At 74.2% G+C, this 16588-nt stretch carries 12 protein-coding genes; 8 read left to right on the top strand and 4 right to left on the bottom strand.

Annotation, left to right across the window (positions count from 1 at the left end; all coding sequences use genetic code 11):
• The first annotated feature begins 26 nt into the window (after nucleotides 1-26).
• Both GA0070558_RS15800 and GA0070558_RS15795 read left to right on the top strand, forming a co-directional pair.
• Nucleotides 27-992, top strand: a complete 966-nt coding sequence (locus GA0070558_RS15800; RefSeq protein ID WP_077940105.1) for a DUF5715 family protein — start codon at nucleotides 27-29, stop codon at nucleotides 990-992.
• Between the two features lie 3 nt (nucleotides 993-995).
• Entirely contained in the window at nucleotides 996-2597 is a 1602-nt protein-coding gene (locus GA0070558_RS15795) for an asparagine synthetase B family protein (RefSeq protein WP_091280470.1), read from the top strand.
• Between the two features lie 106 nt (nucleotides 2598-2703).
• Here the strand turns inward: GA0070558_RS15795 and GA0070558_RS15790 are convergent, their stop codons facing one another.
• Nucleotides 2704-5724, bottom strand: coding sequence for a carbohydrate binding domain-containing protein (locus GA0070558_RS15790; RefSeq protein ID WP_091280468.1), 3021 nt, complete (start codon nucleotides 5722-5724; stop codon nucleotides 2704-2706).
• A 237-nt stretch (nucleotides 5725-5961) separates the two neighbouring features.
• The gene (locus GA0070558_RS15785) at nucleotides 5962-7221 is read right to left on the bottom strand and encodes an ArsB/NhaD family transporter (protein ID WP_256091966.1); all 1260 of its coding nucleotides are present in this window, start codon (nucleotides 7219-7221) and stop codon (nucleotides 5962-5964) included.
• Between the two features lie 161 nt (nucleotides 7222-7382).
• Between GA0070558_RS15785 and GA0070558_RS15780 the strand changes: the two genes are divergently transcribed.
• Nucleotides 7383-8384 (top strand): linear amide C-N hydrolase, encoded by a 1002-nt coding sequence (locus tag GA0070558_RS15780; RefSeq protein ID WP_091280465.1) that lies wholly within the window; start codon nucleotides 7383-7385, stop codon nucleotides 8382-8384.
• Here GA0070558_RS15780 and GA0070558_RS15775 read toward each other — a convergent pair.
• Nucleotides 8381-9595, bottom strand: coding sequence for an NsdA family TPR-like regulatory protein (locus tag GA0070558_RS15775; RefSeq protein ID WP_500862219.1), 1215 nt, complete (start codon nucleotides 9593-9595; stop codon nucleotides 8381-8383). The two genes, GA0070558_RS15780 and GA0070558_RS15775, sit on opposite strands and share 4 nt — an antisense overlap.
• On the opposite strand from GA0070558_RS15775, the gene GA0070558_RS33415 reads away from it, so the two are divergent.
• A complete protein-coding gene (locus GA0070558_RS33415) occupies nucleotides 9482-9802 on the top strand; it encodes a hypothetical protein (protein ID WP_176734223.1) in 321 nt (106 codons plus the stop codon). The two genes, GA0070558_RS15775 and GA0070558_RS33415, sit on opposite strands and share 114 nt — an antisense overlap.
• A gap of 170 nt (nucleotides 9803-9972) precedes the next feature.
• On the opposite strand, the gene GA0070558_RS15770 is transcribed toward GA0070558_RS33415, so the two are convergent.
• Nucleotides 9973-11007 carry a hypothetical protein gene (locus tag GA0070558_RS15770; protein ID WP_091280463.1) on the bottom strand — a complete coding sequence of 345 codons (1035 nt, stop codon included), beginning with the start codon at nucleotides 11005-11007 and terminating at the stop codon, nucleotides 9973-9975.
• A 273-nt stretch (nucleotides 11008-11280) separates the two neighbouring features.
• Between GA0070558_RS15770 and GA0070558_RS15765 the strand changes: the two genes are divergently transcribed.
• The 4 genes from GA0070558_RS15765 to GA0070558_RS15750 all read left to right on the top strand — a co-directional run bounded on the left by GA0070558_RS15765 (nucleotide 11281) and on the right by GA0070558_RS15750 (nucleotide 16587).
• Nucleotides 11281-12510: a sensor histidine kinase gene (locus GA0070558_RS15765; protein WP_091280460.1), complete on the top strand. Its 1230-nt coding sequence runs from the start codon at nucleotides 11281-11283 to the stop codon at nucleotides 12508-12510.
• Complete coding sequence (locus tag GA0070558_RS15760; protein ID WP_077940118.1) at nucleotides 12507-13172, top strand: response regulator; 666 nt, start codon at nucleotides 12507-12509, stop codon at nucleotides 13170-13172. The genes GA0070558_RS15765 and GA0070558_RS15760 overlap by 4 nt, the downstream gene beginning before the upstream one ends.
• A 149-nt stretch (nucleotides 13173-13321) precedes the next feature.
• Nucleotides 13322-14110 carry an ABC transporter ATP-binding protein gene (locus GA0070558_RS15755; RefSeq protein ID WP_091280760.1) on the top strand — a complete coding sequence of 263 codons (789 nt, stop codon included), beginning with the start codon at nucleotides 13322-13324 and terminating at the stop codon, nucleotides 14108-14110.
• Nucleotides 14107-16587, top strand: a complete 2481-nt coding sequence (locus tag GA0070558_RS15750; RefSeq protein WP_091280457.1) for an FtsX-like permease family protein — start codon at nucleotides 14107-14109, stop codon at nucleotides 16585-16587. Before GA0070558_RS15755 ends, GA0070558_RS15750 begins: the two co-directional genes overlap by 4 nt.
• Nucleotide 16588 lies beyond the last annotated feature (1 nt).

Here is a 16588-nt window from a genome sequence, read left to right as displayed (position 1 = left end):
GTGTCGTACCGGGAGAGGACCCGACCATGCGAGTGCCCAGCCGAAGCTCCGGCCAGCAGCCCGGCACCTCCGTCGCGTCCACCGCACCGGCGCGGCGCGTGCCGCGGGGCGTCGCCCCCCGCCCGGCCCCGCCGACGCCCGACCTCGACGCCTACCGGGCCGCCGTGACGGACCTGCTCGTCGAGGTCGGCGCGTTGGCCGACCCCGACTCGGCGGGGGCCCGCCAGGTGCTGCTCGACGAGCGGCTGCGCGAGCCGGCGATCGCCGCGGTGCTCGACGCCACCGCCCAGGGCCTCGTCGGCGCCCGGGAGACGCTGCTGCTGGAGATGGCCCGTTACCAGCCCAGTCCGCGCAGCTCCGCCGGTGACCTGGCCGCCCTCGTCCGGATCTACCTGCTCTCCCGCATCGACGTGATGTGGTGGCGCGACGCCACCACCTTCATGACCGACGCGCAGGTCCACGCCAGCAGCGAGCTGGTCGACCTGGAGTGGCTGCGCCGCCGCGACCTGCTCCGCTTCCGCTACCAGGAACAGCCCGCCACCGTCGTCGGCCGGGGCGTGCGGGCGGTGCGCCGCCGGCTGCTGCCGGACGCCCGGCCGCGTACCGCCGGCCTGAAGTTCCGCCGGGCCCGGCGCGAGGTGATCGGCCTGCTCAACGACATCGGCCGCGAGTTCGCCCGCAGCGCCCCGCCCGGCACCCCGCCGCTGTGGGTGACCAGCCTGGTGCGCAGCGCCGAGCACCAGCACCGGCTGCGCCGCCTCGGCTACGCCGCGATGGTGCCCAGCGGCCACTGCCTCGGCTACGCCGTCGACGTGGAGATGTCCTGGTTCCAGCGGTTCGGCGCCCGGGACGTGCTGGCCGGCCTGCTGCGGGCCCGCCAGCAGGCCGGGGAGATCAACGTGGTCGACGAGGGGCAGGCCTGGCACGTGTGCCTCGCGCCGGCCGCCCGGGCGCGGTTCCGCCGCGCGTACGAGGCCGAGATGGGGGTCTGAGCCGTGTGCGGCATCGCTCTGAGCCTCGGCCCCGAGGCCGACCCGGCCACCTTCCGGCGGATGCTGGCCGTCCTCGCCCCGCGCGGCGAGGTGACCGAGACCCGTCGGGAGGCGGGCCTGCTCGCCGGCACCCGCCGGCTGCGGATCGTCGACCGGGAACGGGCGGTGCAGCCCTGGGTCTCCGCCGACGAGCGCCTCCTGCTCTGCTTCAACGGCGAGGTCTTCAACCACCGGGAGCTGCGCGTCGAACTGACCCGCCTGGGGCACGCGTTCCGCAGCGAGAGCGACACCGAGGTGGTGCTCGCCGCCTTCGAACGCTGGGGCGAGGACGCGGTGTGGCGGCTGCGCGGCGAGTACGCCTTCGTCGTGGTCGAGCGGGCCACCGGCCGGGCGTACCTGGCCCGCGACCCGCTCGGGGTCAAGCCGCTGTACTGGTCCCGGGTGCCGGGCTGCCTGCACCTGGCCAGCGAGGTGAAGGCCCTGGTGGGGCACGGCGCCCCGGTCGCCGAGGTGCCCCCGGGGCACCACGGCTGGGCCGAGCCGGGCGGCCACGTCCGGCTGCGCCCGTACGTCGACCTGCTCACTCTCGGCGACGGGCTGCCCGTGGTGGACGACCCGGACGAGGCCGCCCTGCTCGTCCGGGTCGCCCTCACCGACAGCATCCGGATGCGGCTGGACACCGACCTCACCGTCGGCGTGGTGCTCTCGGGCGGGCTGGACAGCTCGCTCGCCCTGCTGCACACCCACCAGCTGCACCCCGACTGCGTGGCGGTGACCGTCGGGGCGCCGGGCAGCCCCGACGTGGCGTACGCCCGGCGGCTCGCCGCCGACCTGGGGGTGCCGCACGAGGTGATCGAGCTGCGTCCGCGCGACATCCGGCTCGCCGACGTGCGGGAGGCCATCCGGATCTCCGAGCTGACCGAGTACGGGGACATCATCAACGCCGTGGTCTCGGTGCCGATCTTCCGGCGGCTGCGTGACCTGGGCGTCAAGGTGGTGCTCACCGGCGACGGCTCCGACGAGCTGTTCGGCGGCTACCCCATGTACCACCAGGTCGGCCCCGAGCGGGCCCGCCGGCTGTTCCTGCACAAGATCCGCAACCTGTGCCGTACGGAGTTGCAGCGGGTGGACCGCGCGAGCATGGCCCACGGGGTGGAGGCGCGGGTGCCGTTCCTCGACCTGAGCGTGGTGGAGCTGGCGATGCGGCTGCCGCTGGAGCTGAAGCTGCGGGAGGGCCAGGAGAAGTGGATCGTCCGCCGGGCGTTCGCCGACGTGCTGCCCGACTACGTGCGGCGGCGGCCGAAGAACCCGATGTCGTACTCGTCGGGGCTGCACGAGCGGGCCCGGCTCTACAAGCCGCTCTTCGCCCGGCTGCACCGCTCCTTCGGCTACGATCTGCTCGACCCGGTGCGCCGGGACTTCGACAGCGTGCTCACCCGCTGCGGCAACGACCTGGACCGGGCCATCGCCGACGGGCTGGCCAGGCCGGACTACACGGTGCTGGAACACGCCCGGGACCTGGTGGGCGCGGCGAAGTGGAACGCCGCGCCGGTGGTCCGCCGGCTGGTCGGCCCGCGCGCCACCCGCCGGACCCCGGTCGGCTGACCAGCCCACCCGTCGTTGCCCCGTCCCTACCCGACCGTCGTCGAGAGCCCCTGCTGAGTCCGGCTGCCTGTGGTGGGGCGGCCCGGCGGCCGCCCCACCACACCCGTCACCGCAGGTAGGGGCCGGTCTCGCCGATCTTGCCCGGGGCCGGGTTGCCCGGCAGGTCGAGCACGTACACCCGCAGGTTGCCCTGGCCGCTGACGGTCGCGGTCAGCGTCCCGTTGCCGACGGTCTGCACGTCGCCGGTGACCGCGTCGACGTACCGGCCGTTGGGCACGCCCGTGAACGTCGCGCTGCCGGAGACCGTGACCAGCGCGAAGCTGTCCACCGCGCCGGAGGTGAACCGGCGCTTGTACGCCATGGAGCCGCTGATCCCCTCGGTCGAGTACTGCCCCTTCTGCAGGGCCGGCACCGCCCGGCGGATCTGGTTGAGCCGCTGCACGTGCTTGACCAGCGGTTTGCTGAGCGTCGTGGCCACGGCCCCGGTGGCGGAGCCGACCTTGCCGAAGTCCGTCGCGGTGACCGTGCCCTGGAGGTGGTCGCCGTAGTAGGCCCGGCCGGTGGTCGCCAGGGGGCAGGTCGGCCCGCAGTCGATCTTCGCGCCCTTCTGGAACTCGATCTCGGAGCCGTAGTAGAGCGTCGGGATGCCCCGGAACGTCCACATCAGGCTCATGTTCTCCGCCCAGGCGTCGGTGCCCCCGGTGTAGCGGGTGTTCGACTTGTTCGGGCCGTAGTCGTGGCTGTCGACGTAGACGACGTTGTAGGTGGCGTCGTTGTAGCTGTCGTCGGAGTCCCTGCCGTTGCCGTACGCGTTGTGGGCGTCACCGAAGTTCATGTGCATCCGCATGTCGATGACGTTCATGCCGGAGAACTTCGAGTGGTCCGGGGCGTGGTAGGTGTTGCCGCGCAGGAACGCGTTGTCGCTGGTGGGCTGGCCGGCGGGACCGGCGAGCTGCTCGTAGTCGTACTGCTCGATCGCGGCCTTGACGTCGTCGGGGCTGTATTCCTTGCGCTCCTTCCAGGTGAAGAACTGCGCCGAGTGGTTGACCGAGCCCCGGTTCCACTTGTCGTTGACGAACGCGGCGACCTCACCGAAGACGTAGAAGTCCTTGCCCTTCTCGCCGTGTTTGGCCAGGGCGTGCTGCTGGATGGCCGGCAGGAAGCGGCGGTTCCAGGTGACCCGGGGGATGTGCACGGCCGTGTCGATCCGGAAGCCGTCCACCCCCATGTCGATGTACCGGTTGTACGCGTCGATCAGGTACTTCTGCACGGTCGGGTTCTCGGTGTTGAAGTCGGCCAGGTCCTCGTGCAGCCAGCAACTGCGCGCGTCCTCGCCCTCCCAGTTGCCGATCCAGCACTGGTGGTAGAGGTCGGCCGGGAAGAGCTTGCTGGTCGGGGTGGGCCACTGGCACTCGTACAGCTTGAAGCCCTCCGGGCTGGTGCCGTTGGGCGTGCCCCAGCGGGGGCACTGGTTGCCGGCCGGCGCGGCGGTGGACCAGACGTCCCCGTTGTACGGGCGGCCCTTGGCCAGCGCGTTCTGCGCGGGGGTCAACTCCGGGTCGGTGCCGGTGTGCTCCACCATGGGGTCGTACTCGCGGCCCGCCTCGGGCTTGCTGTACATCCACTTCCACTGCTCGTCGCGCACCCCGTACACGGTGGGGGTGAACAGGCCCTTGGCGCCCCAGCGGGAGCTGTGGTTGTAGACGACGTCCTGGAAGATCTTGATGCCCTTGCCGTGCGCGGCGTTGATCAGGTCCTGGTAGCTCGCGCCGGGGCTCTCCAGGCGTGGGTCGACCCGGTAGAAGTCCCAGCCGTGGTAGCCGTGGAAGTCGTAGTCGGAGCGGTTCAGCACGACCGGGGTGATCCACAGGGCGGAGAAGCCGAGCCCCTTGATGTAGTCCAGCTTGTCGATCAGGCCCTTGAAGTCGCCCCGGAACATCGGGTCGTCGTTCGCCGCGTTGCCGGACTTCACGTGCTGGCTGCCGCCCCGGTTGTTGGTGCTGTCGCCGTCGGCGAACCGGGCGGTCATCACGAAGTAGATGGTGTCCTCGCGGGGGTCGCCGCCCAGCGGGCTGCCGGCCGCCGCCGGCGGCGGGGCGTCGCCGGTGGTCGCCGCGGCCGGTGCGCTGGCCGCCGAGGTGTTGCCCGCCGCGTCGTACGCCCGCACCGTGTACTCGTAGCGGGTGTTGGCGGTCAGCGTGCCGTCGACGTGGCTGGTGCCGGTGGTGGTCACCGTGACCGTGCCCTCCGGCCCGCCGGTGCGGGTGAGCCGGTAGCCGGTGACGGCCCGGTCGTCGGTGGCCGCCGCCCAGGACACCGCCACCCGCAGGCCGTTGGCGGTCGCGCCCAGCCCGGTGGGGGTGGACGGGGCGGTGGTGTCGGGGGTCTCCGGGGCGCACGGCGCGCTCGCCCCGGCCGTCACGACGCCGGCCTTGACCGTGCTCACCCCGGCGCCGATGGTGTAGTCCGCGCCGTTGTTGTTGTCCCAGGTCCCGGTGCCGTTGTTGAACGCCGCCTTCAGCGTCGCGGCGCTGCCGAGGTCGACCACGCGGCGGGCCCACCCGGTGCAGCCGGCCTCCATCGGCACCCCGGGCACGGCGGTCCAGGCCCCGCCGGCGGGCTGGTAGTGGATGTTCGCGCTTGCCCAGCCCCGGGTGGCGAGGTGGTACCAGACCTCGGCGGTGCGGGTGGCCGGCGTTCCGGTCGGCGCGGGGGTGGCCGTCGGCGTGGGCGAGGGGGTGCCGGCGCACGGGTCGGACGTGCCGACCACGCCGCCGGAGACGGTCACCGTCCCGGTGCCGGTGCGGTAGTTCGCGCCGTTGTTGTTGTCCCAGGCGCCGGCGTTGTTGTTGAACACCACCTGGAGGCCGGTGGCCGAGCCGGCGTCGATGGTGCGCTTGCGCCAGCCGGTGCAGGCGGCCTCCATCGCCACCCCCGGGACAGCCGTCCAGGCGCCGCCGTCCGGGGCGTAGTGGATGTTGACGGTCCCGGTCCAGGCGGTGGGGGGTCGGTAGTAGACGGTCACCGTGTTTGCGGCGGCGGCCGTGCTGAGCGGGGCGAGCCCGACGGTGAGGCCGGCGGCCAGCGCGGCCCCGATCATCCGTCGTCGTCCGGTGCGGCGGGGCATCGGACCTCCTCGGGGGTGGGCGTCGGCGTGGCCGACGGGGGTGATGGGGTGCGGAAGGCCGTCGGCCCGGGGAGGGCCTGTCCGATCCGAGCAAGCGGATGACGTCATCCGGCAGGGATCGGCGAATCCTTCTGCAAGTTCTTGCAAGTGGCGAGAAAGTTACCACCATCAACCTGTGGACACCAGATGTTCACAACCGCTGCGCGCCGAACCTTCGGCGTGGGTGGTGCCCCCGGGTCAGCCGGTGAGCAGCAGCGCGCCCACGCCGGCGGCCGTCGCGGCCACGGCGAGCAGGGCACCGGCGGCCAGGAACCGGCCCAGTGGCACGGCCACCCCGGCGGCCCGGCAGCGCTCGTACCACAGCAGGGTGGCCAGCGACGCCCACGGTGTGACCAGCGGGCCGGCGTTCGTGCCGATCAACAGGGCCAGCAGCCGGGTCGCGTCGCCGGGCGGGAGCACCGCCTCGCCCGCCACGTACGCGGGCAGGTTGTTCACGACGTTGGACAGCAGCGCGCCCGTGCCGCCGGCCCGCAGCGCGCCGAGCGTCCCGCCGTCCGGGCCGAGCAGCACGCCGACGAGGTCGTCCAGCCCGTACCGGCCGAGGGTCTGCACCACCAGGAACAGCCCGGTGACGAAGACCAGCAGCCGCCACGGCACCAGCGCCGGGCGCAGCGCGGCCCGGTTGCGCGCGGCGAAGCCGACCAGCACCAGCCCGGCGGCCGCCGCGGAGGCGATCCCCACCTCCACCCCGGCGAGGATCCCGGCCACGAGGAGCAGGCAACCGGCGAGCGCGATCCGGTACAGCACCCGGTCGGCGGGGACGTGCGGCCCGGGCGCGACGAACCGGTCGACACCGCGCCGCCCCCGGCGCCAGTAGCCGACCCAGAGCAGCGCCATGGTGGCCGCGATCGTGGCGGCCTGGGGCAGCGCCATCCGCGCCGCGTACGGCAGCGGGTCGAGGTCGACCCGGTCGGCGGCCAGCAGGTTGGTCAGGTTCGACACCGGCAGCAGCAGGCTCGCTGTGTTGGCCAGCCACACCGTGGTCAGCGCCAGCGGCAGCGGCGGCATGCCCAGCCGCCGCGCCAGCGCCAGCATCACCGGCGTGAGCAGCACCGCCGTGGTGTCGAGGTTCAGCGCGATCGTGGTGGCGGAGGCGAAGCCGACGCAGAGCACGAACAGCGCCGGATAGCTGCCCCGGGCGGCGCGGGCCAGCCGCCCGGCCAGTACGTCGAACACGCCGGCCACCGCTGTCAGTTCGGCCAGCACCACCACCGTGCCGAGGAACAGCAGCAGCGGCAGGATGCGCCCCAGGGTGGCCACGGTCTCGGGGCGCGGCAGCAGGCCGGTCAGCGCGCAGGCCGCCCCGACCAGGGCCAGCGCGACCCAGTCGAGCGGGTGCAGCCGGCGCAGCCGTTCCAGCGGCCGGCGGGGGGCGCGGCCGGTCGGTGCGGTCGGCTCGCCCCCGGTGCGTGCGGTCGGCTCGCCGTCAGGGTCCACGGCGGCTGATCCTCGCACGCCGGCCGGGCGGCCCCGGCGGTCCGCCACGCCGCTGTGACCGGGCCCTCCCGCCGCCGTCCGGCGACCCCCCCGCAGCCCGCCCCGCCGGCCGTCGGACCGTGGTGGACAACGGTCGATGGCTGACCTAGCGTTCAGCCATCATGCGTAGGACCTTCCTGGGTGCCGGCCTGGCCCTGCTGCTCACCGCCACCGCCTGCTCCGCCCCCGAGACCGCCGCCGCCCCGCCCCCGCCGTCGGCCGGCACGCCCACCGCGTCCCGGCAGGACCCGGCGCAGGCCGACCGGACCCTGGCCAGCCTGCGCCGGGTCGACGACCTGCCGATGTGGGAGATGACCTACGTCGGCGACTACGACCCGACCGTCGGCACCGACGCCGCGCCGCCCAGCCCGTTCGGCTGCTCGCTCTTCGCCGCCTCCGGCGACCCGAGCCGCCCGCTGTTCGCCCGCAACTTCGACTGGGACGCCAACCCGGCACTGGTGCTGCGCACCGACCCGCCGGACGGGTACGCCACGGTCTCGCTGGTGGACATGTCCTACCTCGGCGTCGGTGCCGACCCCACCGGCGACCGCCGGCTGCTCAACGCGCCGCTGCTGCCGTTCGACGGGATGAACGAGCGGGGGCTGGCCGTCGGGCTGGCCGCCGACGACGGGGCCACCGCCCGCGCCGAGGCGGGCAAGCCCACGGTCGGTTCGGTACGCATCCTGCGGCTGGTGCTCGACCAGGCCGCCACGGTCGACGAGGCCGTCGCCGTCTTCGGCCGGCACAACCTCGACTTCGACGGCGGGCCCCCGCTGCACTACCTGCTCGCCGACGCCACCGGCGCGTCGGCCGTGGTCGAGTTCGTCGACGGCGCGATGCGGGTCGAGAAGGGGCAGGGCGGCTGGCAGGCGCTGACCAACGTGCCCGTGGTCGGCGTACCCGAAGAACGCCGGCGCACCGACCACCGCTACGGCGTGCTCGCCGCCGCCCTGACGAAGGCCGGCGGGGTCGTCGACGACCGGGCGGCGCTGGAACTGCTCAACGACGTGCGGCAGGGCCACACCCGCTGGTCGGTGACCTACGGGCTGCGCACCGGCGAGATCCACCTGCGCACGGCCACGGGCACCGAGCGGGAGTACCGCCTCCCGGTGACACTGCCCTAGCGCGGCGCGGGGAGGTGTCGCAGGTCGTTGAGGAGGTCCCGCACGGCTGGGGAGCGGGGGCCGGCGGGGGTGAGTTCGTCGTGGAGGCGGCGTAGGAGTGCGACGCTGCGTGTGGAGCTGACGGCGGGCAGGCGGCGCAGGGCCAGTCGGGCGGTGTCGACGGCGAGGTCGAGGTCGCCGGTGGCGTGGTGGGCGAGGCTGAGCCAGGCTCCGTGGCGTAGGGCGGAGCGTTGTGGTGGGGCGTCGGGGCTGGTGTGGGCGCGGGCGTGCAGGAGCCGCTCGGCGTGGCGTAGGAGCCTGTGTCGTTGTTGGGGCAGTTGCTCGGCGAGGACGACCAGTCCGCGGCCGGTGATGGCGTCGAGTTCGATCCGGTCGATGTAGGAGGCCCAGCGGGGAAGTGGCGTGTCGGGTGGGGTGTCGAGGAGGGTGAGGGTGTCCTCGCGGGTGCGGTGGAAGCTGGTCAGGTCGCCGGCGACGGCGTGGGCGAGGCTGCTGCGGGCGGCGACCAGGGAGCGTACGGCCGGTGGGGCAGTCGCTGCGGATTCTTGGGCGGCGGCGGCGAGTTGCAGGGCGTCGAGGGCGTTGCCGCGGTCGGCGGCTTGGTTGGACATGAGGGCCAGGATGCTGGCGGCTAGGCCGGGGTCGGCGGCGGTGTGGGCGGTGCGGAGGGCGGTGAGGTACCAGCGTTGCGCGAGGCCGTCTTCGTGGGCGTCGAAGGCCATGAATCCGGCGGTTTGGGCGAGCTGGGCGAGGGCGGCGGCGAGCCGGCGGCCGGCGGCGGCGTTGTAGGAGGCGCGGCGTAGGAGCCGTGCCACGGCGGTGAACTGGTCGTGGACGAAGTCGCGGGCGGCGCCGCCCTGATGGTCGTCGAGTTGCTGCGCGTGGGCGACGAGGTTGTCGATCATGTCCAGCAGGGGTGGGCTGACGGGCCCGCCCTCGGTTGCGGTGGAGAAGAGGTCCGGGGCGGGTTGATGGAGCGCGGCCCATGCGGGGGCGGTCAGCGCGGCGCCGGTGACGGCGATGATGGTGCGACGGGTCGGCACGGGTCCTCCTACGAGGCTGAGCAGTCCGCTGCTGTCCCAGGGTAGATCCATCGCGTGGTTCGCCGGCAGCGCCGGACGCGGACGCGGGGCGGTCACGCCCCAGACGTCTTCGAACGCCAACTCTGTCTTGAGCTGGGTGGACAGGACCTCGACGACGAGTTCGGGGATGTCGCCGCCCACGCGCTGGCCTACTTCCAGAAGCTGACGCCAGCGTCCAACGGCGAATACCAGGCCACCGACGCCGTGATCGCCTTTGCGCGCGACCACGACGTGCTGATCCACCCCGTCACAGGCGAGTACCACGACTGCGGTAACCCCGCTGGCTGGCTCGCAGCCAACAACGCTGCGGCCCAGAGCAGTGCCCTTGCAGGCTGAGTCACCCGGTCAGACTTGTTGAAGGAACCTGGAGTTCGGGTTTCCCGCCGTTGGTACGGCTGACCGCCGCCACGATCGCTCGTGGCGGCGGTCAGCCGGTCGTACCGGTGTGGCCGGCGGGCCGGAGGGGATCCCGGCCCCCCGGCCCTCCGGTCCGCCGACCCGCCCGGTCAGCCCTTGCGGGGCTCGAAGGTGTAGTCCACCCCGCCGACGTCGAAGCTCTCGCCGAGCTTGCGCGCCGGGCCGACCTGGACGACCTGGAGGGTGTACGCCTTCTGGAGCGCCTGGCTGGTGGTGAAGCTCAGCTTCACGACGGGCCGCTCCTCGGGCTTGATCAGCAGGCCCTTGATCTGGGCCTTGTACGGGTCGACGATCTGGATGGCGCTGCGGCCGACGACCTGGATGCCCTCACCCTGACCGCCGGCGGCCCGCCAGCGCTCGAACAGCTCCGGCCCGAGGTCGGCGACGACCTTGACGCCGGGGGCCGGCTCGCCGAGCGGCCGGAACGCGAGGTCGAACGGGGCCGGCTCGGCCAGGGCGTTCGCCATGGCGTACGGGCGGTCGCTGATCACGCCGCTGCCGCCCGCCGGGACGGTGTTGGCGTTCTTCCAGGCGATGTTGTTGTTGTACTGCGTGTTGATGGAGGTCGCGGTGCCCTCGAACAGCATCGGGTCGGTCGCCGACTCCCAGCGCAGCAGCAGGCAGAAGTGCCCGATGGAGGGCACGTTCGGCCAGGCGATCGACGTCGTGGTGACGCCGGGCGCGACGGGCAGCGTCTTGGAGCCGATCGGCGTCCAGTTCATCGGCCAGTTCGCGGCGCCACCGGAGGTGGTGTAGTACGCCTTCAGCGTCCCGTTGCCGATTCCGGAACCGTACGGGCCATTGTTCCGCAGGTTCACGAAAATGTAGCTCGTCGATCCGATGATCGGGTTCGTGTGCGACGCGCACTCGACCGCGGTGGGGCAGATCTTGATGTCGGGGCTGTTGAAGAACGACGAGTAGATGGCCCCGTGCGGCTCGAACCCGGTGTCCGACGCGATGTCCCGCATGTAGACGTCGGTGCGGGCGTTCGCGGTGAGGTCGCCCTTGTCGATCGCGGCCGTGGCGGTGCCGCTCACGGAGAACGCGAGCGCGGCGGTCAGCAGGGCGCCGAACAGCAGTCGGGCCGTACGCCGCGGGCGTGGACGTGCCAGCGCGATTCTCATGTGCTGGTTCCCCTTCGATGGTGGTGGTGATGGGTCGAGTGGCGGAGAATTGCTCCGGCGACCCGGCGCGACAACTGTATTGCAGTGGCCACCGTAAATGGAATGGTCGAGATTGACGATTGCTCAACGGGCGTCCGCATTTGCCGGGGAGGTGGCAATTCCCGGATACGGCGGAACGTGAATCTGAGAAGTGCGCCCCGCGAGGTATCAACGGCGGCGCAGGCGACTCCTGTACACCCTGGCCCTCCGTCGGACCCGCGCCCCGTACGCTCGGTGACCGTGAGGCGGATCCTGTTCGGCCGGCCGTTGCGCAGCGTGGCCTTCGACGTGGCGGTCTCCGGCTTCGTCGTGCTGGTCGGCCTCGCCGGGGGAGTCAACCAGCCCGGCGGGTGGCGGGCCACGGGCGTCGCGGCGGCGATGGCCGCCGCCCTGCTGTTCCGGCGCGCCCACCCCTCCGCGGTGGGGGCGGCGGTCGCCGTGCTCGCCGGGGTCCAGGTGGTCGCCGGGTGGGGCCCGCTGGCCTTCGACGTGGCCGTGCTGATCGCCCTGTACAGCGTGGTGAAGTACGCCGAGAGGCTGGCCTCCGGCATCGTCGCCGGTGTCGTCGCCGCCGTCGGCGTGGTGCTCGCCGCGCTCCAGATCGAGGCGGCCGTCGCCTGGTGGGCCTCGGCGATCTGGTTCGCGCTGATGACCGGCGCGGTCTGGCTGATGGGACTGAACGTGCGTACCCGCCGGCTCTACGTGCTGAGCCTGGAGGAGCGCGCCGCGACCCTGGAGCGGGAGCGGGAGGCCGAGGCCCGCGCGGCGGTGGCCGAGGAACGCACCCGCATCGCCCGCGAGCTGCACGACGTGGTGGCGCACAGCATGGCCGTGATGATCGTGCAGGCGGACGGGGCCCGCTACCTGTTCGACCGGGACCCGCAGACCGCCCGGGAGGCGGTGCGCGTGGTCGCCGACACCGGCCGGCAGGCGCTGGAGGAGATGCGCCGCCTGGTCGGGGTGCTGCGGGAGACGAGCAGCCCCGGGCCGGCGGACGGGCCGGACGGCGCGGCGGCCCCGGCGCTGGCGGCGGAGCCGACGCACCGCCGGCCGGCCCTGGTGGAGCTGCCCGAACTGCTGGACCGGTTCCGGGCCGCCGGGCTGCGGGTCGACGCGACGGTCACCGGCGAGCCGCCGGCCCTGCCGCCCGGCCTGGAGCTGACCGTCTACCGGGTGGTGCAGGAGGCGCTCACCAACGCCCTCAAGCACGCCGGGGTCGGCGCGACCGTCACGCTGGGCCTGACCCACAGCCCCGACGCCGTCGTGGTCCGGGTCGTCGACGACGGGCGGGGCCGCCCCGTGGTCCGCCCCGCGCCGTCCGGCGGTCACGGCCTGGTCGGCATGCGCGAGCGGGTGACCGTGTACGACGGCAGCCTCACCGTCGGCCCCACGCTGGCCGGGGGGTGGCAGGTCGAGGCGCGGCTGCCGCTACGGTCGAGCACCGGGACGGAGGTGGCGGCATGACGGTCCGCGTGGTGATCGTGGACGACCAGGCGCTGGTGCGCGCGGGGTTCCGGATGGTGCTGGGCTCCCAGCCCGACCTGACCGTGGTCGGCGAGGCCATCGACGGGGCGGACGCGCTGCGGGTGCTCGACCGCGTCGAGGCCGACGTGGTGGTCATGGACATCCGGATGCCGACGATGGACGGGGTGGAAGCCACCCGGCGGATCTGCGCCGACCGGCCGGGTGACCTGCCCCGGGTGCTGGTGCTCACCACCTTCGACACCGAGGCCGACGCGTTCGCCGCCCTCCAGGCCGGGGCGAGCGGCTTTCTGCTGAAGAACGTGCCGCCGGAGGAGCTGCTGGCCGCGATCCGGGTGGTCGCCCAGGGCGACTCCGTGGTGGCCCCGTCGATCACCCGCCGGTTGCTCGACCGGTTCGCCGGCCAGCTCGGCCCCGGCCCCGCCGCCGACCCCCGGCTCGCTCAGCTCACCGAGCGGGAACGCGAGATCCTGCTGCTGGTGGCCCAGGGCCTGTCCAACGCGGAGATCGCCGCCCGGGTGCACGTCGCCGAGGCGACCGTGAAGACCCACGTGGGGCGGATCCTGGCCAAGCTGGGGCTGCGCGACCGGGTCCAGGCGGTGGTGCTGGCGTACGAGAGCGGTCTGGTCACCCCCGGCGGCTGACGGCGGGTACGCCTCAGGTCGTACGGGGCCGCGCCGTGGGGACGCCTCCGGGCGCAGGCGGGGCGAGCGTGCGGGCGGACGCGGCGGGCCGGTGCCGCCCATAGCGTCGACAGGTGTCCGCAACCACCACCTGCACGGGGAGCACCGACGTGTCCGTACCACCTCCCGCGTTCGCCACCGCCGGCGTCGCGGTCACCGCCCGCGGCCTGCGCAAGGAGTACGGCGCCGGCCAGGCGCGGGTCGTCGCCCTCGACGGCGTCGACGTCGACTTCGCCGCCGGCCGGTTCACCGCCATCATGGGCCCGTCCGGGTCCGGCAAGTCCACGCTCATGCACTGCCTCGCCGGCCTCGACCGGCCCACCGCCGGCACCGTACGCATCGGCGACGCCGACACCGGCGGGCTCGACGACCGGCGGCTCACCCTGCTGCGCCGCGACCGGATCGGCTTCGTCTTCCAGAAGTTCAACCTGCTGCCCGCGCTGACCGCCGAGGAGAACGTCGTGCTGCCGCTGGCCATCGCCGGCCGCCGCCCCGACCCGGCCTGGCTGCGCCAGGTCGTCGCCGCCGTCGGGCTGGCCGACCGGCTGCGGCACCGACCCGCCGAACTCTCCGGCGGCCAGCAGCAGCGCGTCGCCGTCGCCCGCGCCCTGATCACCAAACCGTGGGTGATCTTCGCCGACGAGCCCACCGGCAACCTCGACTCCCGCTCCGGCGCGGAGGTGTTGCGGCTGCTGCGCGAGGCCGTCGACACCCTCGGCCAGACCGTCGTGATGGTGACCCACGACCCGACCGCCGCGAGCCACGCCGACCGGGTGGTCTTCCTCGCCGACGGCCGGCTGGTCCGCGAGTTGGTCGCGCCCACCGCGGAGGCCGTCCTCGACGCCCTCGCCCACCTCGACCAGGCCCCGGCCGGCGCGGCGACGGGGGGCCGGCGGTGACCGGGCTGACCCTGCGCACCATGCGCGCCGACGCGCTGAGGCTGCTGCTGTCGGCGCTGGCCGTGGTGCTCGGCGTCGCGTTCGTCGCCGGCACCCTGATCCTCACCGACGGGATGAAGCGCCGCGCCTACGAGAGCGCCGGCGTCTTCGACCGGCACACCGACGTCGCCGTGTACGCCGGGCGGGACCCGATGCCGCCCGCCCTCGTGGAGCGGGTGCGCGCGGTCGACGGGGTGCGGGCCGCCGCCGGGGAGCTGACCGGCTCCGCCGGGGTCGTCGGCTCCGACGGCCGGCCCGTCCTCGGCTACGCCGTCGCGGCGGCGATCCCCACCGAGGCGGCCCTGCAGTCGTACGACGTGGTGGCCGGGCGGCTGCCGCAGCGCCCCGGCGAGGTGGTCCTCGACGCGCCGACCGCAGCCGAGGAGGGGTTCACCCTCGGCGGACCGGTGCGCGTGGGCGGCAGCGGGGGCGCGGCCCGCGCGTACACCCTGGTCGGCACGGTCGACGTGGCCGGCACCGCCCGGGACGTCGGCGGGCCGTTCATCGGCCTGGCCGGGCCCGACGCCCTGGCCGTGACGCGACAGGAGGGCTACGGGCGGATCATGGTGGCCGCCGCGCCGGGCGTGTCGGCGGCGGAGCTGGCCGGGCGGGTGGCGGCCGTGGCCGGCGGCGACGTGACGGTGAAGGACCGCCAGGCGGTCCTCGACGCCGCCGTCGACGACGCGGTCCGCGACCTGAGGCAGTTCAACCTGCTCCTGCTCACCTTCGCGGCGGTGGCCGTGGTGGTGGCCGGGTTCGTCATCGCCAACACCTTCGCCATCGTGCTCGCCCAGCGCACCCGGCGCACCGCGCTGCTGCGGCTGGTCGGGGCGACCCGGGGGCAGGTGCTGCGGGCGACGCTGCTGGAGGCGGCGGCGACCGGACTGGCCGCCTCGGCGCTCGGGGTGGCGGTCGGCGCGGGCGTGGCGGTCGGCCTGGACGCCCTGCTGTCCGCGTTCGACGTGCCGATGGCCGGCGGCGGGATCGCCGTCACGGCGCCGACCGTGCTGGTCTGCCTGCTGCTCGGCACCGTCCTCACCGTGGCCTCGGCCGCCGTGCCGGCCTGGCGGGGCACCCGCGTCGCGCCGGTGGCCGCGCTCACCGACGCGGCGGTGCAGCCCACCCGCCGGGCCGGCCGCGTCCGGCTGGCCGCGGGTGCGCTGGTCCTCGCCGCCGGAGTGGCGGCGCTGGGGTCGGCCGGGGCCGTCGGCCAGCTGCCGCTGGTCGCGGCCGGCGGGATGCTGGCGTTCTTCGGCATCGTGCTGTTCGGGCCGGTGCTGGTGCCGGCGCTGGTGCGACTGCTGGGCGTCCCCGCGCGCCGGCTGTTCGGGGCGACCGCCGGCCTGGCCGTGGCGAACGCCGTGCGCAACCCGCGCCGGATCGCCGCGACCGCCACCGCCCTGGTCATCGGCATCGGCCTGGTGTCGGCGTTCGTGGTGGGCGCGGGCAGCGCCAAGGCCAGCATCGAGCGGGCCGTGGACCGGCAGATCGGGGTGGACTTCGTGGTGGTCGGCGTCGGCGGGAGCCTGCCCGGGCCGCTGGTCGACGAGTTGGCCGCCCGCCCCGAGCTGGGCGTCGTGCACGAGCTGCGCGGCCGGGTCAGCGACGGGGTCGAGCTGCGGACCGCCCACCCGGCGCTGGTCGGGCGCACCCTGACAGCCGTGGACGCCGGTGACGCGGGCCGGCTCGGCCCGGGCCGGGTGCTGGTGCACAGGGAGCTGGCCCGGGCGCGGGGCTGGTCGGTCGGCGACACCGTCACCCTGGCCGGACAGCCGTTCACCGTGGCGGCCGTCGTCGCCGCCGACGGTTCCGCGCTGGCCGGCGGCCCCGTGCCGGCCGGGCACGTGGTCGACGCGGTCGACGCCGACTTCTCCCGCCTCTTCCCGGCCGAGCGCGGCCACCTCGCCGAAATCGACCCGGCCGCCGGGGTGAGCGCCGAGCGGGCCCGGGCGGCCGTCGAGTCGGTGGTGGCCCGCTACCCGACGGCGAACCTGGTGGACCAGGCGACGTACAAGGAGTCGCTCACCGGCACCATCGACATGGTGCTGGCGTTCGTCGTCGCCCTGCTCGGCCTCGCCGTGGTCATCGCCCTGGTCGGCGTCGCCAACACGCTCAGCCTGTCGGTGGTGGAGCGCACCCGGGAGAACGCGGTGCTGCGCGCCGTCGGGCTGACCCGGGGCCGGATGCGGGCGATGCTCGCCGTGGAGGCGGCGCTGATGGCGCTGGTCGGCGCGGTCCTCGGGGTCGGCCTCGGCCTCGGCGTCGGCGCGGGCGCGATGGCGGTGGTCACCCGGCTCAGCGGCGAGTTCACGCTGGTGCTGCCGTGGGGACGGCTCGGGCTGATCATCGCGGTGGCGGTGCTGGCCGCGCTGGCCGCGTCGGTGCTGCCGGCCCGCCGCGCCCTCGCCCGTCCGATCGTCGCCAGCCTCGGCGACTGAG

Origin of the sequence: Micromonospora haikouensis (genome assembly GCF_900091595.1) — a bacterium.
GTDB classification, from domain to species: Bacteria; Actinomycetota; Actinomycetes; order Mycobacteriales; family Micromonosporaceae; genus Micromonospora; species Micromonospora haikouensis.
The sequence above is the reverse complement of the archived record's forward strand: the minus strand, read 5'-3'. Positions and strand labels throughout refer to the sequence as shown.